This window comes from Nocardia sp. CA-145437 (assembly GCF_050956485.1).
Classification (GTDB): Bacteria; Actinomycetota; Actinomycetes; order Mycobacteriales; family Mycobacteriaceae; genus Nocardia.
The window spans coordinates 3,573,251-3,597,816 of record NZ_CP191204.1; the positions used below are offsets into that span (position 1 = coordinate 3,573,251).

A 24,566-nucleotide genomic window follows, 5' to 3' on the forward strand; every position below is an offset into this window, starting at 1 on the left:
GCGGCGGCTAGCGGTGCGCGCGCCAGCGGGAGAGCCGTCGCTCGATGGCCACGAGCACGCCGTTGTAGGTGAGCCCGACCACGGCGATGGCGACGATCCCGGCGTACATGTCCGGAATCTGGAAGTTCTGCTGGGCGGCGGTGATCAGGTACCCGAGCCCGGCGCGGGCCCCGAACATCTCCGCGGCGATGAGCACCAGGATCGAGCCCGAAGCCGCCATCCGGATACCGGTGAAGATGGACGGCACGGCCGCGGGCAGGATCACCTTCTGGAACAGTCGGAGCGGTGAGAAGCCGAGTGAGACGGCCGATTTCACGAGCAGCGGGTCCACGGTCCGCACGCCGCTGATGGTGTTGAGCAGGATCGGGAAGAATCCGGCGTACACCACGAGCGCGATCTTCGAGGTCTCGCCGATGCCGAGGATCAGGATGAACACCGGCAGCAAGGCGAGGGCGGCGGTATTGCGGAACAGTTCCAGCACCGGGTTCAGGAATTCCGCGACCGGCCGGTACCAGGCGATCGCCACACCGACCGGAATCGCGGTCACCAGTGCGATGGCGAAGCCGATGAGCGAGCGGGTCAGGCTGGTGGACACGTGTTCCCAGAGCTGACCGTTGCGGATCAGTTCGAGCCCGGCGCTGACCACCGTGGAGAACGGCGGCAGGAAGACCTCGTCGACGAGACCCAGTCGTGGCGCGGCCTCCCACACCGCGAGGAATGCCGCGATCACCACGGCCGGTTTGCCGATCCGCCAGCCGATGCGGGCGAGCGCGGGCAGGACCGAGGAGGCCCGGCTCGGTCGCGGCGCCGCGCGATCGGCGGCGGTGCGGGACGGGATCTCGACGGGTGCGTCGACCAGGTGCACAGCGCTAGACATGGGAATTCCTCCGATCGGCGGTGAGCGCGGCCTGCTCGAGGTCCTGGGCCCGCGCGACCTCGTCGTGCAGCAGCGACCACACGTGGTGGCGCAGTTCGCGGAACCGTTCACTGGACCGGATATCCGGGTCGGCGGCCCGGTCCAGGTCGATGTCGACCACGGCCTTGATCCGCCCGGGTCGCGAGGTCAGCACCGCGACGCGCTGCCCCAGGTAGACGGCTTCGTCGATGCCGTGGGTGATGAACAGCACCGTCTTGCCGGTGGCCCGCCAGATCCGTAACAGCTCGTCCTGCAACGACTCCCGGGTCTGGGCGTCGAGCGCGGCGAACGGCTCGTCCATCAGCAGCACTTCCGGATCGAAGGCCAGGCTGCGGGCGATGGCGACGCGCTGTTTCATGCCGCCGGACAATTCGTGCGGGTACCGGTTGCCGAAGCCGGCCAGTCCGACCAGTTCCAGGTAGTGCTCGGCGATTCCCTTGCGGGCGCGACGGGCAATGCCCTTGGCCTCCAACCCGAATTCGATATTGGCCCGCGCCGTGCGCCACGGCAGCAGCGCGTACTGCTGGAACACGATGCCGCGATCGAGTCCGGGCCCGGTGACGGGCGCGCCGTCGAGCAGGATCTGCCCGGCGGTCGGCCGGTCCAGCCCGCCGAGCAGATCCAGCAGCGTGGATTTGCCCGAACCGCTGGGCCCGACCAGGACCAGGAACTCACCGTCGCGAACATCGACGGAGATGTCGGAGAGCGCGGTCAGCGGCTCCCGCTCACCCCGCACGGGGAATTCCTTCCGGACGCCCGAGAGCGCGAGTTTCACCGCGGCGGTGCTCATTTGGCCACCGCCTCGCCGCTCGGGCCGCCGGTCGCCGGGTACTTCCCGTTGGCGTACGGGTTGTCCTTGTTGGTGTAGAGGTCCTTGGCGGAGAGCTTGCCCGCAGGCAGTTCGCCGTTGCGGACCAGCCAGTCGATCCAGATCTGCAGCTCCCGTTCGGCGACCACGCCGCCGGGGACCGGGACGCCGGAGCTCTTGTAGTACTGCAGCAGCGAGGTGTTCTCGTTGCGCCCGCGCTTGTGGATGATGTCGGCGAACCGGGCCACCACCTCGTCCCGCGGGGTCACCTGCAGCCATCGGGTGGCGCGTGCGGTGCCCTGGACGAAGTCGGCCACCGCGTCGGCGTGCGACTTCAGGTAGTCGTTGCGGAAGACGTAGGTGCCGTAGTCGAATTGGCCGAACAGATCCTTGTCGGTGTACAGCGGATGGATGCCGCCGCGCCCGATGGCGGTGTCGCGGAAGACGCCGCCGAGCGCGGCCACGTCGATCTGCCCGTTGCGCAGCGCGTCCTCGGTATTGGCGGGCGGCAGCACGACGAGCTGCACCTGCTTGATCTCGGCGTCACTGAGCCCTTGATCGTGCAGCCATTGGCGGGTGATGAACTCGTGGTGCGCGCCCAGGGTGTTGACGCCGACCTTCTTGCCGATGAGGTCGCGCGCCGAGGTGATGCGGGAGTCGTCGCGCACGAAGTAGCCGGTGAAGTTGAGTTCGTCCGCGCCGTAGGAGCTGAGCACCGAGGTGACGGGCGCGCCGCCCGCGATGAGCTTGATGACCGCGCCGTTGAAGGCGCTGCCGAATTCGACCTGTTTGGTGGCGGCGGCCTGGATATTGGCCGGGCCGGAGGTGGTGTCGCCCTCCCAGTGCAGGTCGATCTTGGTGAAGTAGCCGAGGTCGGCCGCGAGTTCGAAGGCCGTGACCTGGCCGGTGCTGCCCTGATAGCGGACGACGGTCCTACCGTCGGCGGTCGTGCCCGCGTCGGTCTCGGCGCAGCCGGTGAGCAGGACCGCCGCGCTGGTGACCGCGATCGCGGCGGCGACCGCACGTCGCACCCGCGCGGGGCGGAGAGAGAAGGCCATGGGGATGTCTTTCGGTGAGTGTGTCCGTCGCGGAATGGGTTTCGTGGCGGGGACGACAACAGAGCCGCATGGGGGTTCCTCTTCGGGGGTGGGGACGGTCGATCGGAGTGCTCACATGCTGCGATGGCCGGGAGGCCCCGGCAACCGCCATTTCACGATGTGGAAATCAGCGTGAGCGAAATTCGGCGGCGGAAAGCGTTGCGTCGCCGGTGTTTTGGAACAGCGGCGCGATCCGGCCCGCCGCGATGCGCATGGCCGGGACGACGGCGCGGATGAGCTCGCCATCCAGGCGCGCCGAGCGGGCCTGCACCGCCAGCGCGCCCCGCACCTGCCGGTGCGGTCCGACGATCGGTACCGCGAGCGCGCGGATCGGATCGTCGGTCTCGATGAGCTCGCTGGCGAACCCCCGGTGCCGGACCCGGTCGAGGTCGACATCGGCCGCGGCCCGGCCGGCGGAGTAGGCGAGCAACGCGTGGCCCGTCGCGCTGGCGTGCAGCGACTGCCGGGCCCGCGGCACCTGATGGTGGCAGAAGTGGACGGGCGGGCGGGCCTGGAACACCGTGACCGCGTCATCGGCCTCGGGCACGCTCACGCTCACCGTGATGCGGATGCCCGCCGCCAGCGCGTACAGGTGCGGTGCGATCGAGTCCAGGCCCAGCCGTGCCAGCGCGGGCCGGGCCAGTGTGGCCAGCCCCTGTCCGACGCGATACCGGTCGGTGGCCGGGTCCTGCTCGAGCAGCCCGCCTCGGACCAGCGCCTGGGCCAGCCGGTGCGTCGTGCTGACCGGCAGCGCGGCCCGGTGGGCGAGTTCGCTCAGCGACAGCTCGGGATCGTCGCCCTCGAGGCAGTTCAGGACGTGGATCGCGCGGTCGACAGCGCGGGCTCCGGACCGGGGTTCATCGATGGCGGCCATGGTTCCTCCTGGGGGACCCGAAACGACGTTCCAGGCACTATCCCGAGTGCTCTGACCTGGGGCAACGGTTGTGCGCACCGCGATCCGAGCCGGTCGGCCCGCGTTTCCGCGCGCGCATCGTTTTGTGTCGCGTTTGTATTACGCGATGGGGGTCACCTTTTATGCGTGACCTCGCTCACAAATTCACGGCTGAATTCCAGAAATGTCATTCTCCGACACTCCGCGACGAACTGCGTAAACCACATAAAGTACGGTCGCAATCGTTTCGTCAACTGCTCGTGATCGATACGTGATTTGCGGAGATCTTTCCGTTACCGTCGCTAGCGGCTCGGAGAAACCCGGGCTCCAGCTCGAATCGACGAACACCGGCAACTCCGTCCCGCGATTCGAGAGCAACCGATACCCCTGGGGACGGGGACCCGCAGCGAGCAGCACGGGCCGGTGGGAGCGGGGCAAGGAAACAAACTTATGCATCGCAACCGGAAGCTCACCACCCGCACTCGTATCGCCGCCGCCACCGCGGCCGTGGGCGCGCTCGTGTCCGTCCCGTTCGCGCTGTCGACGGCGACCGCCTCGGCCGCCTCGGGCAACTGGGATGCTGTCGCGCAGTGCGAGAGCAGTGGCAACTGGGCCGCCAACACCGGCAACGGTTTCTACGGCGGCCTGCAGTTCACCCAGAGCACCTGGAACGCCTACGGTGGCGCGGGCAGTGCCGCCAACGCCAGCCGTGAGGAGCAGATCCGCGTCGCGGAGAACGTGCTCGCCGGCCAGGGCCGGGGCGCCTGGCCCGTGTGCGGCGCCTACCTGTAATAGGCGTTCCGCTCAGTCGGAATTCACAATGGCTCGTGCCGCAACGATGCGGCACGAGCCATTGTCGTATTTCATGCAATCACGCATGGGCTTCGTAGATCGCCTGCGCCAATTCGATCTCGAGGGCCTGGAATTCGGGCTTCGCGGTGACAGCTAACTCCCGGACACCGTGCTTGTCGTCGCCGGGCAGGGTGATGGCCCGGTCCGCGATGACGCGCCCCGGCCGGGCGCTCATGACCAGGACCCGGGTGGACAGGAATACCGCTTCCTCCACCGAATGGGTCACGAACACAATGGTTTTCCCGGCTTCGCGCCACAGTCGCAGCAACTCCACCTGCAACCGCTCGCGGGTCAGTTGATCCAGCGCGCCGAACGGCTCGTCCATGAGGATGATGCGCGGATCGTTGGCCAGCACCCGCGCGATCTGCGCCCGCTGCTGCATCCCGCCGGACAGCTCGTAGGGCCGCTTGCCGCCGACGTCACCGAGCCCGACCAGCTCGAGTAGCCGATCCGCCGCGACCCGGCGCGCCTTCTTGTCCACGCCACGGCACTTCGGGCCGAACTCGACATTGCCGCGGACGCTGAGCCACGGATAGAGGGTGGGCGACTGGAAGACGACGCCGCGTTCCGGGCTCGGCCCGTCGATGCGGTCCTGGCCGACCAGTAGGGTGCCGGTGCTGGGTTCGAGGAACCCGCCGAGCAGTTGCAGCAGCGTGGTCTTGCCGCAACCGGACGGCCCGACGATGCTCACGAACTCGCCGGGCTCGATGACCAGATCGGTGGGGGACAGCGCGACGGTGCTGCCGGTCGGGGTGTCGTAGGTCTTGGAGACCTCCGTCAGCACCACCCGGTCGCGCTGGTCGAGCGCCGTCGTCATTTCGCACTGACCTTGGTGGCCGCCGCCGCGTAGACCGCTCCTGCGTACGCCTCCGGCGCCGCCAGGCCCTGGATCTCGCCCTGGCTCAACAGGAACTCGGCCGAGGCCTTCAGGTCCGCGCCCAGCTGCTCGCCCAGGTAGGCCGGACCGGCCTGGGCCGCGGCGTCGAGGTAGGTGGGTTTGCCGGCCTTGGCGGTCTCGGCGGCGGTGGTGACCACATGTCCGTTCTTGACCAGCTCCGACAGTGTCGGCTCCCAGACGAACGCCGCGTCGATATCGCCGCCACGCCAGGCCGCGGCGATGGCATCGGGCTGCATGTTCACCAGCGTCACGTCGCGCTCGACCCCGGCGGCGGTGAGCGCCGCGAGCAGGGGGACGCCGCGCGCACGGCGAGACCGCGAATCGGTCCGGCGGGCAGGGTGATTCGGGTCCGGTCTGCGGAGGCGGTCGTGGATCGGGTCGCGCCGATACTGATCATGCGGGTGTTCCGGGCACGTGGTGGGGACTCACGTGGGTGCGCCTCTCTATCCGACGGGTGGGCCTGCGGTGCCGGTGCGAGACCGAAACCGTCCGGCCCGATCCTGTCGAGGTGGCGTCGCGGCGAACAGCACCAGGATCAGCGTGATTCTGAAACCGGCTCCGCCAGCGGCCGGGTGGGAACCGTCGCGGTGAGCCGGGTGCCCGTGCCGGGGCGGGAATCGACGCGCATGCTGCCGCCGATGACCGCGAGCCGGTCGCGCATGTTCGTCAGCCCGGTGCCGTCGGTGGCGCGATCGGGGTCGAACCCGCGGCCGGTGTCGGTGACGGTGACCACCAGGCCGGTGTCGCTCTGGTGTGCGGCGATGGTGACGGTGGCGGTGGGCCCGCCGTGTTTGGCGCTGTTCTGCAGCGCTTCCAGACAGCAGTAGTAGAGCGCTGTCTCGATGTCCGGCCGATACCGCCCGATCCGGTCGGTGCGCACCCGCACGGGAATGGGGGAGCGGGCGGCCGCGGCGGGGAGAGCGCCCGGCAGACCTTCGCGGGCCAGCAGCGGCGGGTAGATGCCCTGGGCGAGGCGGCGGATCTCGGCGATGGCGGTTTGCAGCAGTTCGCCTGCCTCCCCGATCAATCCGACGCCGGCGACCGGATCGGTGGTCACGGTCTGGCGGGCCAGCTGCAGCGTGATCGCCACCGCGACCAGCTGTTGCTGCGCCCCGTCGTGCAGATCCTGTTCCAGCCGCCGCCGTTCGGCATCGGTGGCCGCCACCAGGCGGGCGCGGGAGGACGTGAGCTGGTCGGCGCGTTCGGCGAGCAGCCGCTGCGAGGAGCGCAGCGCGTCGGCATTGCGGCGCGCGATCACCGCCATATCGCCCAGGGTGGCCGCGGTGTGCCAGACCACCAGCAGGATCGGCACGGTCACGGCCGGAAACCCGATGGTGGCAAGGTATTTGGCGACCATCGGCGCGACGACCGAGGCGACCACCGGCAGCGCGAGCGCCGCGCACCCGAAGGTGGTGGCCAGGGTCGCGAGGCAGTACAGCAGCAGGCGGCGGCGCTGCACATACGGGATCGCGCTGATGGCCGGGATGATCGCGGCTACCACGTGCAAGGGCAGGGTGAACGGCGACAGCCACGACGCGGCCAGCGCTCCGGTCCAGATGCACACGGAGAGCGTGGCGATGGCCATTTCGAACGCGCCCCGCGCCGCGATCCGCAGCGCCACCGAGAAGACCACGCATTCGACGACGAGCAGCGCCAGCATCGCGAACACCCAGATCGTCGGCCGCCCGATCGCCACGGCCACGGTCAGTCCGAGTAACACGCCGTTCGCGATCAGCAGCGCGACGATGAGCTGCCGCAACCGGATCCGGGCCAGAACGTCGGTGCCGTCGGAGTCCACGCCGCCACCCGGGTTCGACCCGCCGGTGTTCAGGGCGGTGTGAGCCCGCTCCAGATGCTGCGCAGCAACTGCGGGCTCAGCGTCTCCTTGTGTACGTAACCTGCTGCGCCGCACCGGTATACCTCGTGGGGGAGATCGGATGTGTCATAGGTCGACATGAGCAGCACCGCCACGCCGGGATGCGCCTGCCGCAGCCGCCGGGTGGCCTCGATACCGCCCATGCCGGGCATGTGGATGTCCATCAGCACCAGGCCGGCGCCCGCGCCGCGGGTCAGTTCGAGGGCCGCCTCGCCGCTGTCGGCCTCGCCCGCCAGCACGAACCCGGCGCTCGCGGCCACCATCGCCGCGGCCGCGCGCCGGAAAGCGGGCCCGTCGTCGACGATCCACACCAGCACCTGCTCGGTCATGTGCGCCCCGGCTCGGTCATGAATGTCATGGTGCGACGCGGACCGGGCCTCGGGAAAGGGTGCAGGCACCCCTACCCGGGGTGCGCGGCCAGATACAGCAGCACCGCGGTGACCCGCTGGTCCAGGGTGGGATCGGAGGTGAGTCCGAACTTCGCGAAGATCGAGTTGATGTGCTTCTCGACCGCGCGTTGCGACAGCGAAAGCCGCTGCGCCACCACCCGATTGCTGCCGCCGCCCGCGATCTCGGCGAGCACCTGCCGTTCCCGGGCGGTGAGGCGGCCGACCAGTTCGTCTTCGCGGCGGCGCGACAACAGCGTCTGCACGATCACCGGGTCCAGCACCGACCCGCCGCCCGCGACCACGTGCACCGCGCTCAGCAGCTGGTCGACATGCGCGATGTGCTCCTTGAGCAGGTACCCGCGCCCGGCGGACCCGCCATCGAGCAGCCCGGTCGCGTACCGGGGTTCGGCGTAGTGGGACAGGGCGATGACGCCGGTGCGCCGCCCGGTGGCGCGCAGCTGCCGGGCCAGCCGGATCCCCTCGTCGGTCCCGGTGGGCGGCATGCGGATATCGGTGATCAGCACATCGGGTTCGTGCCGGTGCACCAGTGCGGCGGTGGCGTCGAAATCGGTGGCGGTGCCGACCACTTCGATGCTGCCGTCGGTGGCCAGTACCCGCAGTACCCCGTCGCGGATCAGCATCGAGTCCTCGGCCACCACAACCGTGACCGCTGTACTACTCACAGTGTCCAAGGATCCTCCGACCGTGGCCCCCGCGCACGGGTACCGCGCTACCCGATCACGCCGACGCGGATCCGCACGCGCCAATCCCGGTGTGCCCCTTGCCCGCGAGGGGGTGCAGGCACCACGTTGATCAGTGGTATCGGCAGGCTGCCCGGGGCAGGCGCGGCGGCCGACCATGGAAGGCGCGAGGACGGTGGGGAGGAGGGGACCCCACCGTCCTCGCGCGGATCACGCCGGTGGCCGGTGGACTGTGAGCAGGTGGGGGCAGGTTGGTAGCGTGGTCGCAGGAAAACGATCGGTTGATCGGTTATGAGCTGAGCCCGGAGGAGAGTGTCGTGACGGCCGTACGGCGGACTCAGGCCCAGCGGCGCGCCGAGACGCGAGAGGCGCTGATCGAGGCCACCATTCGGGCGATCGTCGAGAAGGGCTACTCCAAGCTCACGGTCAACGAGGTGTGCCGCCGCGCCGGCGTCTCGCACGGCGGACTGTTCGGCCGGTTCGACTCGCTGTTCGACCTGGTGGCCGCCGCCGCGGGCGAGGTCGGCCGCCGCCAGATCGAGCGCTTCGGCGCGAACGTCGCCGAGCTGCCCGATCCGCGCGACGTCGACGCGGTGCTCGCGATCTGGCTCGACGCCGCCCGCGACCCGATCAATACGGTGTGGCTGGAGCTGACCATCGCGGCCCGCACCGATGAGCAACTGCGCGAACACCTCTCGGTGGTCCGCGACGAGTACGCCGTGGCCCTGCTCTCCGGCGGCGGCCTGCCCGCCACCCGCGGACTCACCCCCGAACAGAACCTGGCCCTGGGCTCGATCGTGGTGTTCTGTTTCGACGGCTTCGCCATCCATACCGGCACCTTCCCGCAGCCGGAGCTGGATGCCATGCGCCTGGCCGCCCTGACCACCATGGTCCGGCAGTACCTGGACACCCACCTCGTATCCGACCGGGCCGCAACCCCAGACTGACCGGTCCCCGGGTCAGCGACCCACGCCGGTCGGGTCTGCCTGGCCGACCGTCATGCGGGCATCCACGACCAGGCCGATCACACCCACCGCCAGGCAGGCGACGGTCACGATGATCTGGGCGGGGGAGGTCCGATTGGTCAGCGCGTCGCCGAGCAGCACGGTCCCCACCGTGCCGGGGATGATGCCGAGGAAGGTGGCGGCGAGGTAGGGCGTGAACCGGATGGAAGACAGTGCCGCGCAATAATTCACGATCGAGAACGGCGCGAAGGCGATGAGCCGCAACGATCCGATCGCCAGCCAGCCCCGCCGCGCGAGCCGTGCGTCCACCGCCTGCACCGTCGGATGGGTGAGCCGGGCGCGAACTCGCTCGTGATCGAGCGCGCGCACCAGCCACAATGCCAGCACCGCGCTCAGGGTGGTGGCGGTGATGGCGAGCGTCAGCCCCTCGGCCGACCCGAACAGCATCCCCGCGCTGAGCGTGAAAATCGTTCGAGGGAACGGGGCGACGCACACGAGTGTGTGCACGGCGAAGAACACCAGCGGCAGCATGGGCCCGACCGAGTCGGCCCACTGCCGGATCTGCTGGGGTGCCGGATGCGGCGCGAAGGCCGCGAGCGCGAAGAGTAGTCCGCAGCCGATCAGCAAGGCCAGGGTGCGGGGTTGGCGCAGGCGGCTGAGCAGCCCGGATACGCGCTCGAGCGGGGAGCTCACGGTTGTTGGCACCGCGCCAGGTTACCCGCTGGTAGCGAGACTCCGGAGACGGCAATCACGGGGGTGCCGCTAGCATCAGGGGAAAGACGAGGAATGCTCGTTAACCAAAGTGACCGTTGATCTGCGCGTATGCCGGCCCAACGGGCACCGCGGTCAGGGAGTGGAAGAAGGAACAGCAGCTATGCCGATTGCTTCCGACTCGGACACCGATCCGGTGCCCGAGTATGCCGCCTGGCGCAAGGGTGTCGCCGGGGTGCTGGCGAAGGCCCGCAGGGTGGATGCGAGCGAACTGCCGGACGAGCCGGAGAAGCTGCTCGCGGTCACGACCTATGACGGTCTCACCGTCAACCCGCTCTACACGCGCCGGGACGAACTGCCCGAGCAGCCGCTGCCCGGGCAGTTCCCCTACGTGCGCGGTGGCGACGCCACCCGCGACGTGCACCGCGGCTGGTTCGTGAGCCAGAAGTTCGCCGGTGCGGACGCGAAGGCCGTCAACGCCGACATCCTCTTCGCGCTGGACAACGGTGTGAGCGCCGTGCAGCTGGGCGTCGCCGAGCGTGGCGTCCCGGTCGAGGGCCTGGCCACCGCGCTGAAGGGCCTGCTGTTCGAGCTGGCCCCGCTCACCCTGGACGCCGGTCCGGCCGCCAATGAGGCCGCCGCCCAGCTGTTCTCGGTGCTCGACGCCTACGCCGCGGCCAACGCGACCACGGTGCCGAACCGTGCCGACATCCGCGTCTCGCTGGGCGCGACCCCGCTGACGAGCCTGTTCGCGGGCACCTCCGCCATCGACCTGGACGGCGCGGTCGCGCTGGCCCAGCAGGCGGTGGCCCGGCCGGAGACCATCCGCGCGATCACCGTGTGCGGCGTGGCCTTCCACAACGCGGGCGCCTCCGACGCGCAGGAGCTGGGTGCGGCCGTGGCCGCGGGCCTGGAGTACCTGCGCTCGCTCACCGACGCCGGCGCCGACATCGTGGATGCGCTGGGGCAGCTGGAGTTCCGCTTCGCCGCCACCGACGACCAGTTCGAGACGGTCGCGAAGTTCCGCGCCGCCCGCAAGCTCTGGGCCCGCGTGGCTCACGTCTGCGGCGCTCCGTCCGCCGGCAACGCGCCGCAGCAGGCCGTGACCTCCGCGGCCATGATGAGCCAGCGCGACCCGTGGGTGAACATGCTGCGCACCACGCTCGCCGCGTTCGGCGCGGGCGTCGGCGGCGCCGACATCGTCACCGTGCTGCCCTTCGACGCCGCCCTGCCCGCCGGGGAACTCGAGGTGTCGCAGGCGTTCTCCGAGCGCATGGCCCGCAACACCCAGCTGCTGCTGCTCGAGGAATCCCGCCTCGGCCACGTGCAGGACCCGGGCGCGGGCTCCTGGTACGTGGAGTCGCTCACCGATGAGCTCGCCGCCAAGGCGTGGGAGTTCATGCAGGAGATCGAGGCCGCCGGCGGTTACCTGGCCGCGCTGCAGGCGGGTCTGCTCGCCGAGCGCATCGGCGAGACCAAGGCCGAGCGCGATTCCGATGTGGCGCACCGCAAGACGGCCGTCACCGGTGTCAACGAGTTCCCGAACCTGGGTGAGAAGCCGCTGTCGGAGGCCGCGCGCGCCACGGAGTCCTCGGCCCGCTACGGCGCCGCCTTCGAGGCGCTGCGCAACCGCTCCGACGCCTACCTGGCCGCCAACGGCGCGCGCCCGCGGGTGCGCCTGGTTCCGCTGGGCCCGGTGTCGGAGAACAATGTTCGTGTCACCTTCTCCACCAACCTGCTGGCCTCCGGCGGCATCGAGGCGGTCACCGAGGCCGGTCCGTCGATCGCGGTGCTGTGCGGTTCGGACAAGCGGTACGGCACCGACGCGGCCGCGGCGGTGGAGGAATTGCGGGCGGCCGGTGTCACCACCGTGCTGCTGGCCGGACCCGAGAAGGCGGTCGCGGACCTGACCGGCGCCCAGCGCCCCGACGGTTTCGTGACCGCGCGCATGGATGCGGTGGCGGCTCTGTCCGGTCTGCTGGAGAAGCTGGGAGCGTAGAGATGAGCGATATCAAGCACCGGATCGGCAATTTCGCCGAAGTACCGCTGACCGAGGGCGACACCGCCCCCGCCGAGGTCAGCGCCGCGCAGGTCGAGGAGTTCGTCAAGACCGCCGCGACCGCCAATCACTATGCGCCCGAACAGCTCACCTGGTCGACCCCCGAGGGCATCGACGTGCCGCCGGTGTTCACCAAGGCCGACCGGGACGCCATCGTGGCCGAGGGCTACCCCCTGGACAGCGTGCCGGGTATCGCGCCGTTCGTGCGCGGTCCCTACCCGACCATGTACGTGAACCAGCCGTGGACCATCCGCCAGTACGCGGGCTTCTCCACCGCCGCGGACTCCAACGCCTTCTACCGCCGCAACCTGCAGTCGGGTCAGAAGGGCCTGTCGGTCGCCTTCGACCTGGCGACCCACCGCGGCTACGACTCGGACCACCCGCGCGTCACCGGTGACGTCGGCATGGCCGGTGTCGCCATCGACTCCATCCTCGACATGCGGGAACTGTTCGATCAGATTCCGCTGGACCAGGTTTCGGTGTCGATGACCATGAACGGCGCGGTGCTGCCGATCCTGGCGCTCTACGTCGTCGCCGCCGAGGAGCAGGGCGTCGCGCCCGAGCAGCTGGCCGGAACCATTCAGAACGACATTCTGAAGGAGTTCATGGTCCGCAACACCTACATCTACCCGCCCAAGCCCTCGATGCGGATCATTTCCGACATCTTCGCCTACACCTCCGCGAAGATGCCGAAGTTCAACTCGATCTCCATCTCCGGCTACCACATCCAGGAAGCCGGCGCGACCGCCGACCTGGAGCTGGCCTACACCCTCGCCGACGGCGTGGAGTACATCAAGGCCGGTCTGGACGCGGGCATGGAGGTCGACAAGTTCGCGCCGCGACTGTCGTTCTTCTGGGCCATCGGCATGAACTTCTTCATGGAGGTCGCGAAACTCCGTGCGGGCCGCCTGCTCTGGAACGAGCTGGTCGCCAAGTTCGAGCCGAAGAACTCGAAGTCGCTCGCGCTGCGCACCCACTCGCAGACCTCGGGCTGGTCGCTGACCGCGCAGGACGTGTTCAACAACGTCGCGCGCACCTGCGTGGAGGCCATGGCCGCCACCCAGGGCCACACCCAGTCGCTGCACACCAACGCCCTCGACGAGGCGCTGGCCCTGCCGACCGACTTCTCCGCCCGCATCGCCCGCAACACCCAGCTGCTGATCCAGCAGGAGTCCAACACCACCCGTCCGGCCGACCCGTGGGGCGGCTCGTACTACGTGGAGTGGCTGACCCACCAGCTGGCCGAGCGCGCCCGCGCCCACATCGCCGAGATCGAGGCGCACGGCGGTATGGCGCAGGCGATTTCGGAGGGCATCCCGAAGCTGCGCATCGAGGAGGCCGCGGCTCGCACGCAGGCCCGTATCGACACCGGTCAGCAGCCGGTGATCGGCGTCAACAAGTACCTGGTCGAGGAAGACACCCCGATCGAGGTCCTCAAGGTCGAGAACTCGCGCGTGCGCGCCGAGCAGAACGCCAAGCTGGAAAAGCTGCGCGCCGAACGTGATTCGGCCGCGGTCGAGCAGGCGCTGGCCGAGCTCACCCGCGCGGCCGCCTCGACCGAGGGCGGCATGGAGAACAACCTGATGGCCCTGGCCATCGCGGCGGCCCGCGCCAAGGCCACCGTCGGTGAGATCTCCGATGCCCTGGAGAAGGTCTACGGCCGCCATCAGGCCGAAATCCGTACGCTCTCCGGCGTTTACCGGGAGGAGGCGGGCAAGGTGACCAATATCAGCAAGGCCATCGAACTGGTCGAGGAGTTCGCCGAAGCCGAGGGCCGTCGCCCCCGCATCCTGATCGCCAAGATGGGTCAGGACGGCCACGACCGCGGGCAGAAGGTGATCGCGACCGCCTTCGCCGACCTCGGCATGGACGTCGACGTGGGCCCGCTGTTCCAGACCCCCGAAGAGGTGGCGCAGCAGGCGGCCGACAACGACGTGCACGTCGTCGGCGTCTCGTCGCTGGCCGCAGGCCACCTCACGCTGGTGCCCGCCCTGCGGCAGGCACTGGCCGATGTCGGTCGCCCCGACATCATGGTCACCGTCGGCGGCGTCATCCCGCCCGGTGACTACGACGAGCTGTACGCCGCGGGTGCCGCGGGCATCTTCGGCCCCGGCACCATCATCGCCGACGCCGCGATCGACCTGATCGGGAAGCTGGCCGCACAGCTGGGCCACGAGATCGGCAGCGGCGCAACGGAATGAGCGACGCCGCACGCGCGACCGGGGGTGGCGAGAACCACCCCCGGCTCGGCACCACCGCCGGTGTCGGGGTCCCCGGACCCGGCCCCGGCGTCCGGCCCGCCACCCCGGTGGCGCGCCGGGTGATCGACGTCGACCAGCTGGCCGCGCAGGTGCGGGCGGGGGAGCGGGCCGGACTGGCCCGCGCCATCACCCTGGTCGAATCCACCCGGAGCGACCATCGGGAACTGGCTCAGCAGCTGCTGCTGAAGCTGACTCCCGACGCGGGCAAGGCGCTGTCCAATCGCGTGGGCATCACCGGCGTTCCGGGCGTCGGCAAGTCGACGTTCATCGACGCGCTCGGCATGTACCTGATCGGCCAGGGCCATCGGGTGGCGGTGCTGGCCGTCGACCCGTCCTCGACCTTGACCGGCGGCTCGATCCTGGGTGACAAGACCCGGATGGAACGGCTGTCGGTGCAGCGCGATGCGTTCATCCGGCCCTCGCCGACCGCGGGCACGCTCGGCGGCGTCGCGAAGGCGACCCGCGAGACCATCGTGCTTCTCGAAGCCGCGGGCTACGACGTCATCCTGGTGGAGACCGTCGGCGTCGGCCAGTCCGAGGTCACCGTCGCCAATATGGTCGACGTCTTCTGCTTCCTCACCCTGGCCCGCACCGGCGACCAGCTGCAGGGCATCAAGAAGGGCGTGCTCGAACTCGCCGACCTGGTGGCCGTGAACAAGGCCGACGGCCGTCACGAGCTCGAGGCCAAGGCCGCCGCCCGCGAACTCCAGGGCGCCATGCGGCTCGTGCATCCGCGCGAATCGCTGTGGCGGCCACCGGTTCTCACCATGTCCGGCCTCAACGGCACCGGCCTGGACACGTTCTGGGACGCGGTGCTCACCCACCGCCGGGTGCTGACCGAGGCGGGGGAGTTCGCCGAGAAGCGCCGCCGCCAGCAGGTCGACTGGACCTGGACCATGGTGCACGACAACCTGCTGCGCCGCCTGTCCGACAACCCGGCCGTCAAGGCGTTGAAGGCCCCGGTCGAGAAGCAGATCCGCGACGGCTCCCTCACCCCGGCGCTGGCCGCCGAGGAGATCCTGTGGGCCTTCGACGAACGGCCCTGACCGCCATGACCATCCGGATCCGCCCCGGTCTCGCCTCCGACGCGGGCGCGGTCGCCACGCTGCACACCGCCAGCTGGCGCACCGCCTACGTCGGGATCATGCCCGGGGCGTATCTGGACGGGGCGCTGGCCGATGACCACCAAGCCATGTGGCTGTCCCGGCTGACCGCGGAGGTCGCGCCCGGCAGCCTCTTCGTCGCCGAATCCGGCTCGGAACTGCTGGGATTCATCTATCTGGCGCCGCAACCGGACGGTCGCGTTCTGATCGACAATCTGCACGTCAGCCCGGCCCGCAAGCGTGGCGGCATCGGGACACGACTCCTGCGGCACGGATTCGAGTGGGCCGCCGCCCAATTCCCCGGCCACCCGGTGTACCTGGAAGTGCTGGAAGGCAATACGGCCGCCATCGCGTTCTACGAACGCCATGGCGGCCGGGCCGGTGCGCCGCGGACCTACCGCTTCCCGCAGGGCTTCGAGGTCCAGGATCTCGAAATCACCTGGCCTGTCACGCCCGCCGGCTAGACCCCGAGGGCGCCGGCGATCAGCGGCCAGGAATCGTGCACGTCATCCTGCCAATACGGCCAGGCGTGCGTGCCGTTCCGGTAGGCGACCTGCGCCGGAATCCCCAGCTCCCCGAGCCGGCTGACCAGGGAGTCCGTGCAGCTGCGGACGACCGTCTCCATGGCCCCGCCCACCGCCATGCGATCGGCCAGCGTGGCCACGTTCCCGCCGATGCTCGGATCCGCGAGGGAATCGTGCACGCCCGATGCGCCATTGCCCGCCGAGATGTAGAGCGCCACCCCGCGTAACTGGTCCGCGTTGATCACCGGATCGTGGGCGTCCCAGGCCGGATTGTTGTCGGGCCCCCACATGTTGGCGGCGTTCGCCCGGAACAGGCTGAGTTCGGTGCGCACGAAATTGCGGGCCATCGCGTCGGTGGTGCGCGGGCAGCCGCTGAAGGCCCCCACGGCCTGGTACATGCCGGGCGCTTCGATGGCGAGATTCAGCGCCGAGGTCGCGGACATCGACGCGCCCGCGATCGCGTTGCGCCCGGTCATCTGGAAGTGGGATTCCAGCAGCGGCGGCAGTTCGTGGATCAGGAAGGTGGACCACTTGTTGCGGCCCAGCGCCGGGTCGTCGGAGATCCAGTCGGTGTAGAAGCTGGCGCGCCCGCCGATCGGGGTGATGACGTTGACCGGCTTGTCGGCGAAGAACTGGGCGACGTCGGTGCGATTGGACCAGGGTCCGCCGGATTCACCGCCGTCGACCGCGTTCAACAGGTACAGGGCGGGGGCCGGTTCGTCGGGATGCGACACCCAGACCGGGATGTCGCGTCCCATGGCCGCGGAGTAGACGGTCACTTCGTACTGGCGTCCGCCGAGCGGCCGCACGTCCACGATGCCGGAACCGCCGCCGGGGTCGGCGTGCGCGGATGCCGGCACCAGGGCGGCAAATATGGCGATCAGGGCAACGAGAGAACGCGTCAGTCGATGCATGACAGTGAGTATCCCGCCGATGACGTCGATTGTTTTTGACATCAGCACGCGTGTTCTCCGCCGAGGGGTTTCGCGGTGGGCGAAAATGGGTAAAGTCGCGCGGTCCGATAGCCGCATCCTGGCAGCTATCGGACCGCGCCGAGGATGTCAGATCATCATGCGCAGCGGGCCCTCGGGTTCCAGGCCCATGGTGGTCAACGCCGTCGAGTGGTAGATCGAACCGGGCGTGTGGATGGCGTGCTGCAATCCCACGTGCGCGTCGCGCCAGAACCGCTGCATGACGTTCTGCCGCCGCGCCGCGTTGCCGCCGGACCGCGCGAAGATCTGGTCCACCGCCGCCACCGCCCGCCACGCGCAGCGGACCTGATTGCGGCGCACCACGGCTCGGTCCTCGAAGGAGATGGGCTTGCCCGCGTCGGCGAGATCGTAGAGGCGGCTGATGCCGTCGAGCAGCTGGCTGCGGGAGGCGGCGATGTCGGCGGCGGCCTCGGAGATGGCGGACAGCACGATCGGGTCGTCCTTGATCATGGTGCCGGTGGCGGTGACGCGATTGCGCTGGTAGTCGAGGTGGGCCGCGAGCGCGCCCTCGGCGATGCCGATGACCGCGGCGGTGATGCCGAGCGGGAACATCGACCAGAACGGCAGCTTGTAGACGGTGTCGGTGCGGCCCGCGCGCTCGGCGGCCCGCTCGCCTTCGGCGACCGCCTCCATCTCGATGGTCCGGTAGGCCGGAATGAACGCGCCGTCGACGATGATGTCCTTGGACCCGGTGCCCTGCAACCCGATGACGTCCCAGGAGTCGTCGACGATGGTGTAGTCCTTGCGCGGCAGCACCACGTGCAGCACGGTCGGCGGCATCACCGGATTCCCCTCGGGGTCGGCGAGCAACGCGCCCAGGAAGATCCAATCGCAGTGGTCGGTGCCGGAGGAGAAGGCCCAGCGCCCGTTCAGCGTGTACCCGCCGTCGGCCTGCTTCGCGACGCCCATCACCGCGTAGGGCGAGGCGATCCAGGCTTCGGGGTTCTCGCCCCACACCTCGTCCTGCAGCCGGCGATCCATCAGCGCCATTTCCCACGGGTGCGCGCCGACCACGCCGGTCACCCACCCGGTGGAGCCGCAGTGCTTGGACACGGCCATGACCGCCTCGGCGTAGTCGCGCGGGTGCGCGGCCAGGCCGCCGTACTCGGTCGGCTGCAGCATCCGCATGATGCCGGTCTGACGGAGCAGCTTCACGCTCTCGTCGGAGAGCTTCCCCAGCCGCTCGGTTTCCGGGGCAGTCGCCGCGAGCTGTCCGGACAGCTCCTCGATCCGGCTCACTACCTCATGCGTCATTGCAACTCCCCGCTGTTCGGCGTCCCTCGATTGGAACGCGTTCCAGGGCAACGTATCCCGAATTCCCGCGGTTTGCCGGACAAACCCGATCGCTATCACCGTGCATCGTCTCCGGGCTGCCGGTGTGACGGAGCAGACGGACAGATAGATTGTGCACAATTTAATTGTTGGCTACCGTGTTGAGGTGACCGATGAGCAGGCACTGGAGAACCAGCTGTGCTTCGCGCTGTACGCGGCGTCGCGCGCGATGACCGGGTTGTACCGGTCCAAACTCGACGCGCTCGGCATCACCTATCCGCAATATCTGGTCCTGGCCGCGCTCTGGCAGCGCGACGAGCGAACTGTCAGCGATCTGTGCGCGGCGCTGGACCTGGACTCGGGCACGCTCTCGCCTCTGCTGAAGCGCCTCGAAACGGCGGGCTTCGTGACCCGCCGCCGCTCCACGACCGACGAACGTCGCGTCGAGATCAGCCTGACCGACCGCGGCCGCGACCTGCGCGCGGCCGCCTGCCACATCCCCGGACGGGCCGAGGAGATCTCCGGCATGTCCACCACCGAACTGGCCGACCTGCGGACGACCCTGCACCGGCTCACCGCGGCCCTGGCCGCCCACCCTCGATCGAAGGAGAACCCCTCATGAACGCTCCCATGCGCGCGGTGGTCATCGAAGCATTCGGCGAGCCGAAGGACGTGCTGACCACGTCCGAACGGCCGGTACCCGAACCCGGCCCGGGTGAGGTGCGCGTCGCGACCACCCTGGCCCCGATCCACAATCACGACCTGGCCATCATTCGCGGCATCTACGGCTACCGGCCGGAGCTGCCCGCCGTCCCCGGCACCGAGGCCGTCGGCAGCATCGACGCCCTCGGCGCGGGAGTCACCGGCCTGGAAGTCGGTCAGCGCGTGACGGTCTCGGGTGTGCAGGGCGCGTGGGCGGAGTATTTCGTCGCCAAGGCGGGCGGCGTGGTGCCGGTGCCGGACTCGGTGTCCGACGCGACCGCGAGCCAGCTGCTGGCCATGCCGCTGAGCGCGCTCATGCTGCTGGAGGACCTGAAGGTCGAACCCGGGCAATGGATCACGATCAACGCCGCCAACGGCGCGGTCGGGCGGCTGCTGAACCTGCTGGCTCGCGCCCGCGGCGTCCATGTGCTCAATCTGGTGCGCAGCGAGGCCGCCGCGAAGTCCTTGCGGGAGCTGGGTTTCGAGCCGGTGCTCGACACCGAGTCCGCGGACTGGGTCGAGCGGGCCGCCGAGGTCACCGGCGGTGAGCCGATCGTGCGCGCGGTCGACCAGGTCAGCGGCAAGGCCGCCAACGACCTGCTCACGGTGCTGGCCCCGCGCGGCGAGCTGATCACGTTCGGTGCGCTCTCCGGTCAGCCGCTGGTGCTCGACCCCGGCCCGATCATCTTCAAACAGGCCGTGGTGAAGGGCTTCTGGGGCTCCAAGCGGGCCGAGGAGATCGGCGGCGAGGAGCGCCGCCGACTCATCACCGAACTGGTCACCCTGGCCGCTCAGGGCGTGCTGGATCTGCCCGTCGAGACCGCCTACCCGCTCGAGCAGGCCGCCGAGGCGGCCGCGGCCAGCGAACGACCGGGCCGCAACGCCAAGATCGCGCTCAGCGTCTCCGGCGGCTAGCCGCTATCCGGCCAGCAGCACCGCGGCCAGCGTGATCGCGCCCGGCGCCGCCTGGGCGAACAGGATCCGCCGGCTCGCGGTGGCCGCGCCATAGAGTCCGGCCACCACCACGCAGGCCGCGAAGAAGATCTTCGCGGCCTGCCCGACCGGATCGGACGCGATCAGGCCCCAGATCAGGCCCGCGGCCAGAAAACCGTTGTAGAGGCCCTGATTGGCGGCCAGCACCTTGGTCTCCTCGGCGAACTCGGCGGTGGTGCCGAAGCTCGCGCGAACCCGGGGCGTGGTCCACAGGAACATCTCCATGACCAGGATGTAGACGTGCAACGCGGCGAGCAATCCGACGAGGATCTCCGCGACCAACCGCATGACCGGCCCGCCTTTCTCGATATCGCCAGGGCGTGAGGTGTTATCCGAGAGTGAACACGCGTGCCGCGTTATCGTGACAGACCGCGCGCAGCCAGTCGTCGCCGAGGTCCAGGCGTTCCAGCGCGAACAGCGCGTGCCCGTACGGGTAGGGGATGTTCGGGAAGTCGCTGCCGAACAGGATCCGGTCGCCGAGATCGCGGACGCGGGGGAGTTCGGCGGTGGGGAAGGGGTCCGCGGCCTCGAAGAAGTCGGTGAAGTTCATCGTGGTGTCGAGCAGGACACCGGCGTGAGCCTGGGCGATATCGAGGAATTCGCGGTATTCGGGAGCGCCCATGTGCGCGATGATCAGCCGTAGTCGCGGGAAGCGCCGCAGCAGGGCCGTGATGGGCTCGGGACCGGTGAATTCCCCGGCGGCGGGCCCGGATCCGCAGTGGATGACCACCGGGGTGCCCGCGTCCTGGATCAGGCCCCACACCTCGTCCAGCAGCGGATCGGCCGGGTGGTAGTGACCGACCTGGATGTGCAGCTTGAAGATTCGCGTCCCGGACTCCAGCGCCGCGCGCACGTACTCGGGCGCGCCCGGCTCCGGATAGAAGGTCGAGGTGTGCAGGCAGTCCGGCGTGCGGGCGGCGAAGTCGGCGGACCAGCTGTTGAGCCAGGCCGCCATGTCCGGTTTGTGCGGATAGATCATCGAGGTGAAGGCGCTGACCCCGAACCCGCGCAGCGTCTTCAGCCGCACCTGCTCCTCGTCGCGGTAGGTGATCGGCCATTCACGATGGCCCACCAGCGGTCCGGCCGTGTCGAAGTAGGTCCACACCTTGCGCAGCACCTGCTCGGGCATGAAATGCGTGTGCACGTCGATGATTCCGGGCAGCCCGAGGCGCTCGCGGAATCCGGTGACGTAGTCGAGGTCTGTTCCGCCGGTCACCGGTCGGTGTCTCCTTCCGCGAACACCGTCCGCGCGTAATCGCCGACGCGGCCGATCAGCCGCTCGAAGAATTCCTCGGGCCCGGTCGCGACCACGATGTCCGCGTTGGGTTCCCGGCCCCACATCCCCGCCCAGTCGGCGACGGTGGTGGCGCGGGTCAGGGTGCCGGTCAACTCCACGTCGACCGTCGCGGGCTTGGTGACGGCCAGGCTCGGGTCCAGTGCCACCGCCGCCGCGAACGGGTCGTGCATGTGCGCCAGATAGCCCTGGTCGTAGAGCTTGTGGAAGTCGAAGTAGAAGCGCACCGCGTCGGTGAGGAACCGCACCAGCGGATTGCTCGCCTTCGAACGGGCGTGTGGCGGATCGTCCTCGGTGACCAGTTCCACCGGCGTGCTGCCCGCCCGTTCGGCCAGCAGTGCCAGGTGTGGGGGCTTCATCTCGATGGTCTCGGTGATGTCGAGCGCGCACACGATCGGTCGGCGGTCGGCGGGCGCGGCGGAGAAGGCGTCGAAGACCTCCTTGGCCGCCTCCGGATCCACGTGCACGTTCCACTCGTTGGTGGGGGTGGTGTTGCCCGGGTGATTGAACGCCCCGCCCATGATGACCAGCCGCCGGAGCAGTTGCGGCAGTCGCGGTTCCAGGCGCAGTGCCAACGCGAGGTTGGTGAGCGGGCCGGTGCACAGGCCGACGATCTCGCCGGGGTGCTCGCGGGCCAGGTCGACCCACAGCTGCGCGGCCGGCCGGTTCGACAGCGTCCGCTTGCTCGCCGGCAGCTCCGCGTACCCGACACCCTGCGGCCCGTGGGTGTCCTCGGTGGTGCGCAGCGGCACCGCCAGGGGCGTCAACGCCCCTTGTGTCACTTCGATTTCCGGGGCCCGCGCGAGATCGAGCAGCGCCAGATTATTGGCCGCGACCCGCGGCGCGGGCACATTGCCCGCGGTGGAGGCGATTCCGATGATCTCGGCCTCGGGGGAGGCGAGCAGGTAGAGCAGACCGAGGGCGTCATCGATGCCGGTGTCGTTGTCCATGAGGATCTTCTGCCGCACGGGTTCGAGGGTAGCGGGATCGATGCCCGATGAGACCGAGGCCCGATCGGGCGTTTGATACGGGTGTCTGGAACGAATGTCTAAGACGCTGCTAGGGTGAGGTCATGGGAAATCGAGAAGACCTGCTGGAAGGTGCACGCAAGGCCGTCCTCGAGCGGGGCCTGGCCAAGGTCACCGCCCGGGACATCGCGAGCGCCGCCGGTGTCAGCCTCGCCGCCATCGGCTATCACTTCGGGTCCAAGGACCAGCTGATCACCGAGGCGATCACCATCGGGGTCGGCACCCGGATCGGCGACGGCATGGAGGCCGCCATCCGCGACGCGGGGGAGGGCCACACGCTCTGGGAGTCGCTGGCCGCGACCTGGAACGGATTCGTGGACGTCGTGCAGCGCAATCGCGACGGCCTGCTGTTGAGCATGGAGAACGGCCTGCAGATCGCGCGCGATCCCGCGCAGCAGATCTTCATGGCCGAGGCGACCGAGGTGGCGCACCGCGATATCGTCGCCATCGTCAGATCCACCCATCCGGATCTGAGCGAGGATCAGGCCGTCGCGGTCGGGAAGCTGCTGTTCCTGGTGTTCCAGGGCCTCGCCATCCAGATGGTCATCGCTCCGAGCGCGGAACTGCTGGACGGTGATTCGCTCACCACCGCCATCGAGGCGATCCGAGGCAAGTGATCTCAGCTGGGCGGCACGTGCCGCAGCCGGGTCACGGCGATGACGGCCAGCAGCAGTGCGGCCCCCGCCGCGATGGCAGCCGTCAGGTGCATGCCGGTGAGGAAGGCGTGCTTGGCGGCGTCGGCCACCGTGGTGCCCAGCCTGCCGGGCATGGTGCGCGCGACTTCCAATGCCGCGCCGAGCGTGTCCCGCGCCGCGCGCGCGTCGGGTTCCGGCATGCCGTAGGGCAGGCCGGCGTTGAGCTGGCTGCGGTAGATGGCGATGCTGATGCTGCCGAGGATGGAGATCCCGAGCGCGCCGCCGAACTCGGCCCCGGTCTCCGAGAGCCCGGAGGCGGCCCCCGCCTGCTCCGGCGGCGCGGTGCCGACGATGAGCTCGGTGGTCACCCCGAACACCGGTGCCAGTCCGAACGACACCAGCAGTGACGCCACGATGGTGAGCTCCACCCCGCCCGAGGTGGTGATCTGGGTGAGCAGCAGCAGTCCGGCGGCGGCCATGGTCATGCCGGCGCCGATCATGTACGCGGGCCGTACCACTTTCATGATGCGCGGCCCCAGCTGCGAGCCGACCATGAAGCCCAGGCCCGCCGGGATGGTGGCCAGACCGGCACGCAGCGGCGACATGCCCAGCACCAGCTGGAAGTACTGTCCCACGAACAGGGCGTATCCGAAGGCGACGAAGATGGAGACCATATTGATGGTCAGCGCGGTCCGGAAGCTGCCTAGTCGGAACAGGCGTAGGTCCAGCATCGGGTCGGGCGTATTGAGCTGACGCCGAACGAAGATCACCCCGATCCCGATGCCGGTGGCCAGCGCGGCCACCGCGATCGGGCCGGGCCCGTCCTGCGCGGCCTTCTTCATGCCGAACACCACCAGCAGCACCGCCGCCGTGCACAGCGCGGCGCTGACCGGATCGAGGCGGCCCGCGTCGGGATCCCGGAACTCGGGCAGCACCCGGGGCGCGAGCACGATCAGCAGCACCATGACCGGCACCGCGAGCAGGAACACCGACCCCCACCAGAAGTGTTCGAGCATGAGCCCGCCCGCCAGCGGCCCGATGGAGCCGCCGACCGAGTAGGAGCCCACCCAGACCCCGACCGCCACCGACCGTTGCCCCGGGTCGCGAAACATGGTGAAGATCAACGAGAGTGTGGAGGGCGCGAGGGTGGCCCCGGCGATGCCGAGCAGTGCCCGGCAGGCGATGAGCACCGGCGCGGACGGCGCGAAGGCCGCGATCACCGAGATCGCCGCGAACGCGGCCGCTCCGACCATCAGCAACCGGCGACGGCCGATGCGGTCGCCGATGGTGCCCATGGTGAGCAGCAAACCCGCGACGAGAAATCCGTAAACGTCGATGATCCACAGCAATTGGGAACTGGTCGGCCGCAGGACCTCGCTGATCTGCGGCACCGCCAAGTGCAGGACCGTCAGGTCCATCGAGTAGACCAGGCACGCCAGTGCGAGCACCGACAGTCCGGCCCATTCCCGTCTCCCTACCTTGGTGGCGCCGGCGTCGCTGGCGGCGGTGAGCAAGGGAGCAGGTGTGTCCACGGTGACGTCCTCCATCCGCATGTCGACACACATGTCGACAATTTTGATGTCGGTTTCAGGGTCTCA

At 69.4% G+C, this 24,566-nt stretch carries 25 protein-coding genes; 9 read left to right on the plus strand and 16 right to left on the minus strand.

Annotated elements, in window-relative coordinates:
* Positions 1 to 7: 7 nt before the first annotated feature.
* The 4 genes from ACQPYY_RS16610 to ACQPYY_RS16625 form a co-directional block, all read right to left on the minus strand.
* On the minus strand, positions 8 to 877 hold the full coding sequence (locus ACQPYY_RS16610) for an ABC transporter permease (protein WP_433594426.1): 870 nt from the start codon (positions 875 to 877) through the stop codon (positions 8 to 10).
* The gene (locus tag ACQPYY_RS16615; RefSeq protein WP_433594427.1) at positions 870 to 1,706 is read right to left on the minus strand and encodes an ABC transporter ATP-binding protein; all 837 of its coding nucleotides are present in this window, start codon (positions 1,704 to 1,706) and stop codon (positions 870 to 872) included. The genes ACQPYY_RS16610 and ACQPYY_RS16615 overlap by 8 nt, the downstream gene beginning before the upstream one ends.
* Positions 1,703 to 2,782 (minus strand): ABC transporter substrate-binding protein, encoded by a 1,080-nt coding sequence (locus ACQPYY_RS16620; protein WP_433594429.1) that lies wholly within the window; start codon positions 2,780 to 2,782, stop codon positions 1,703 to 1,705. Before ACQPYY_RS16620 ends, ACQPYY_RS16615 begins: the two co-directional genes overlap by 4 nt.
* A 166-nt stretch (positions 2,783 to 2,948) precedes the next feature.
* On the minus strand, positions 2,949 to 3,695 hold the full coding sequence (locus tag ACQPYY_RS16625; RefSeq protein ID WP_379098965.1) for an IclR family transcriptional regulator: 747 nt from the start codon (positions 3,693 to 3,695) through the stop codon (positions 2,949 to 2,951).
* Positions 3,696 to 4,163: 468 nt separating this feature from the next.
* On the opposite strand from ACQPYY_RS16625, the gene ACQPYY_RS16630 reads away from it, so the two are divergent.
* Complete coding sequence (locus tag ACQPYY_RS16630; protein ID WP_357276906.1) at positions 4,164 to 4,505, plus strand: transglycosylase family protein; 342 nt, start codon at positions 4,164 to 4,166, stop codon at positions 4,503 to 4,505.
* Positions 4,506 to 4,584: 79 nt separating this feature from the next.
* Here the strand turns inward: ACQPYY_RS16630 and ACQPYY_RS16635 are convergent, their stop codons facing one another.
* The 5 genes from ACQPYY_RS16635 to ACQPYY_RS16655 form a co-directional block, all read right to left on the minus strand.
* Positions 4,585 to 5,382 (minus strand): ABC transporter ATP-binding protein, encoded by a 798-nt coding sequence (locus ACQPYY_RS16635; protein ID WP_433594430.1) that lies wholly within the window; start codon positions 5,380 to 5,382, stop codon positions 4,585 to 4,587.
* On the minus strand, positions 5,379 to 5,714 hold the full coding sequence (locus ACQPYY_RS16640) for a hypothetical protein (RefSeq protein WP_433594431.1): 336 nt from the start codon (positions 5,712 to 5,714) through the stop codon (positions 5,379 to 5,381). The genes ACQPYY_RS16635 and ACQPYY_RS16640 overlap by 4 nt, the downstream gene beginning before the upstream one ends.
* A gap of 284 nt (positions 5,715 to 5,998) precedes the next feature.
* Positions 5,999 to 7,261: a sensor histidine kinase gene (locus ACQPYY_RS16645; RefSeq protein WP_433594432.1), complete on the minus strand. Its 1,263-nt coding sequence runs from the start codon at positions 7,259 to 7,261 to the stop codon at positions 5,999 to 6,001.
* Between the two features lie 29 nt (positions 7,262 to 7,290).
* The gene (locus tag ACQPYY_RS16650; protein ID WP_433594433.1) at positions 7,291 to 7,668 is read right to left on the minus strand and encodes a response regulator; all 378 of its coding nucleotides are present in this window, start codon (positions 7,666 to 7,668) and stop codon (positions 7,291 to 7,293) included.
* 71 nt (positions 7,669 to 7,739) lie between these two features.
* Positions 7,740 to 8,411 (minus strand): response regulator transcription factor, encoded by a 672-nt coding sequence (locus tag ACQPYY_RS16655; RefSeq protein ID WP_433594434.1) that lies wholly within the window; start codon positions 8,409 to 8,411, stop codon positions 7,740 to 7,742.
* 335 nt (positions 8,412 to 8,746) lie between these two features.
* Here ACQPYY_RS16655 and ACQPYY_RS16660 point away from each other — a divergent pair, with 335 nt between their 5' ends.
* Positions 8,747 to 9,376: a TetR/AcrR family transcriptional regulator gene (locus ACQPYY_RS16660; protein ID WP_379098988.1), complete on the plus strand. Its 630-nt coding sequence runs from the start codon at positions 8,747 to 8,749 to the stop codon at positions 9,374 to 9,376.
* A 12-nt stretch (positions 9,377 to 9,388) separates the two neighbouring features.
* On the opposite strand, the gene ACQPYY_RS16665 is transcribed toward ACQPYY_RS16660, so the two are convergent.
* Positions 9,389 to 10,099: a TVP38/TMEM64 family protein gene (locus ACQPYY_RS16665; RefSeq protein WP_433594435.1), complete on the minus strand. Its 711-nt coding sequence runs from the start codon at positions 10,097 to 10,099 to the stop codon at positions 9,389 to 9,391.
* 169 nt (positions 10,100 to 10,268) lie between these two features.
* On the opposite strand from ACQPYY_RS16665, the gene ACQPYY_RS16670 reads away from it, so the two are divergent.
* From ACQPYY_RS16670 to ACQPYY_RS16685, 4 genes are all read left to right on the plus strand, one after another.
* Complete coding sequence (locus tag ACQPYY_RS16670) at positions 10,269 to 12,104, plus strand: methylmalonyl-CoA mutase family protein (RefSeq protein ID WP_433594436.1); 1,836 nt, start codon at positions 10,269 to 10,271, stop codon at positions 12,102 to 12,104.
* 2 nt (positions 12,105 to 12,106) lie between these two features.
* The gene (gene scpA / locus ACQPYY_RS16675) at positions 12,107 to 14,365 is read left to right on the plus strand and encodes a methylmalonyl-CoA mutase (RefSeq protein WP_357082223.1); all 2,259 of its coding nucleotides are present in this window, start codon (positions 12,107 to 12,109) and stop codon (positions 14,363 to 14,365) included.
* A gap of 107 nt (positions 14,366 to 14,472) precedes the next feature.
* The gene (meaB, locus tag ACQPYY_RS16680) at positions 14,473 to 15,471 is read left to right on the plus strand and encodes a methylmalonyl Co-A mutase-associated GTPase MeaB (protein ID WP_433594662.1); all 999 of its coding nucleotides are present in this window, start codon (positions 14,473 to 14,475) and stop codon (positions 15,469 to 15,471) included.
* Complete coding sequence (locus ACQPYY_RS16685) at positions 15,447 to 15,992, plus strand: N-acetyltransferase family protein (RefSeq protein WP_433594437.1); 546 nt, start codon at positions 15,447 to 15,449, stop codon at positions 15,990 to 15,992. The genes meaB and ACQPYY_RS16685 overlap by 25 nt, the downstream gene beginning before the upstream one ends.
* On the opposite strand, the gene ACQPYY_RS16690 is transcribed toward ACQPYY_RS16685, so the two are convergent.
* On the minus strand, positions 15,989 to 16,966 hold the full coding sequence (locus ACQPYY_RS16690) for an alpha/beta hydrolase (protein ID WP_433594438.1): 978 nt from the start codon (positions 16,964 to 16,966) through the stop codon (positions 15,989 to 15,991). The genes ACQPYY_RS16685 and ACQPYY_RS16690 overlap by 4 nt on opposite strands.
* A 147-nt stretch (positions 16,967 to 17,113) precedes the next feature.
* Positions 17,114 to 18,298, minus strand: a complete 1,185-nt coding sequence (locus ACQPYY_RS16695; RefSeq protein ID WP_433594439.1) for an acyl-CoA dehydrogenase family protein — start codon at positions 18,296 to 18,298, stop codon at positions 17,114 to 17,116.
* Between the two features lie 184 nt (positions 18,299 to 18,482).
* On the opposite strand from ACQPYY_RS16695, the gene ACQPYY_RS16700 reads away from it, so the two are divergent.
* Complete coding sequence (locus ACQPYY_RS16700) at positions 18,483 to 18,938, plus strand: MarR family winged helix-turn-helix transcriptional regulator (protein WP_379099006.1); 456 nt, start codon at positions 18,483 to 18,485, stop codon at positions 18,936 to 18,938.
* The gene (locus ACQPYY_RS16705) at positions 18,935 to 19,933 is read left to right on the plus strand and encodes a zinc-binding dehydrogenase (protein WP_433594440.1); all 999 of its coding nucleotides are present in this window, start codon (positions 18,935 to 18,937) and stop codon (positions 19,931 to 19,933) included. The genes ACQPYY_RS16700 and ACQPYY_RS16705 overlap by 4 nt, the downstream gene beginning before the upstream one ends.
* A gap of 3 nt (positions 19,934 to 19,936) precedes the next feature.
* Here the strand turns inward: ACQPYY_RS16705 and ACQPYY_RS16710 are convergent, their stop codons facing one another.
* From ACQPYY_RS16710 to ACQPYY_RS16720, 3 genes are read right to left on the minus strand one after another with little or no spacing between them, the layout of a single operon-like run.
* Complete coding sequence (locus ACQPYY_RS16710) at positions 19,937 to 20,299, minus strand: DUF1304 domain-containing protein (RefSeq protein ID WP_433594441.1); 363 nt, start codon at positions 20,297 to 20,299, stop codon at positions 19,937 to 19,939.
* A gap of 40 nt (positions 20,300 to 20,339) precedes the next feature.
* Positions 20,340 to 21,227, minus strand: a complete 888-nt coding sequence (locus ACQPYY_RS16715; protein ID WP_433594442.1) for an amidohydrolase family protein — start codon at positions 21,225 to 21,227, stop codon at positions 20,340 to 20,342.
* Positions 21,224 to 22,255: a nucleoside hydrolase gene (locus ACQPYY_RS16720; protein WP_433594663.1), complete on the minus strand. Its 1,032-nt coding sequence runs from the start codon at positions 22,253 to 22,255 to the stop codon at positions 21,224 to 21,226. Before ACQPYY_RS16720 ends, ACQPYY_RS16715 begins: the two co-directional genes overlap by 4 nt.
* 122 nt (positions 22,256 to 22,377) lie before the next feature.
* Between ACQPYY_RS16720 and ACQPYY_RS16725 the strand changes: the two genes are divergently transcribed.
* Positions 22,378 to 22,950 carry a TetR/AcrR family transcriptional regulator gene (locus ACQPYY_RS16725; RefSeq protein ID WP_379099018.1) on the plus strand — a complete coding sequence of 191 codons (573 nt, stop codon included), beginning with the start codon at positions 22,378 to 22,380 and terminating at the stop codon, positions 22,948 to 22,950.
* A 2-nt stretch (positions 22,951 to 22,952) separates the two neighbouring features.
* On the opposite strand, the gene ACQPYY_RS16730 is transcribed toward ACQPYY_RS16725, so the two are convergent.
* Positions 22,953 to 24,515, minus strand: a complete 1,563-nt coding sequence (locus ACQPYY_RS16730) for an MFS transporter (protein WP_433594664.1) — start codon at positions 24,513 to 24,515, stop codon at positions 22,953 to 22,955.
* Between the last annotated feature and the right edge of the window lie 51 nt (positions 24,516 to 24,566).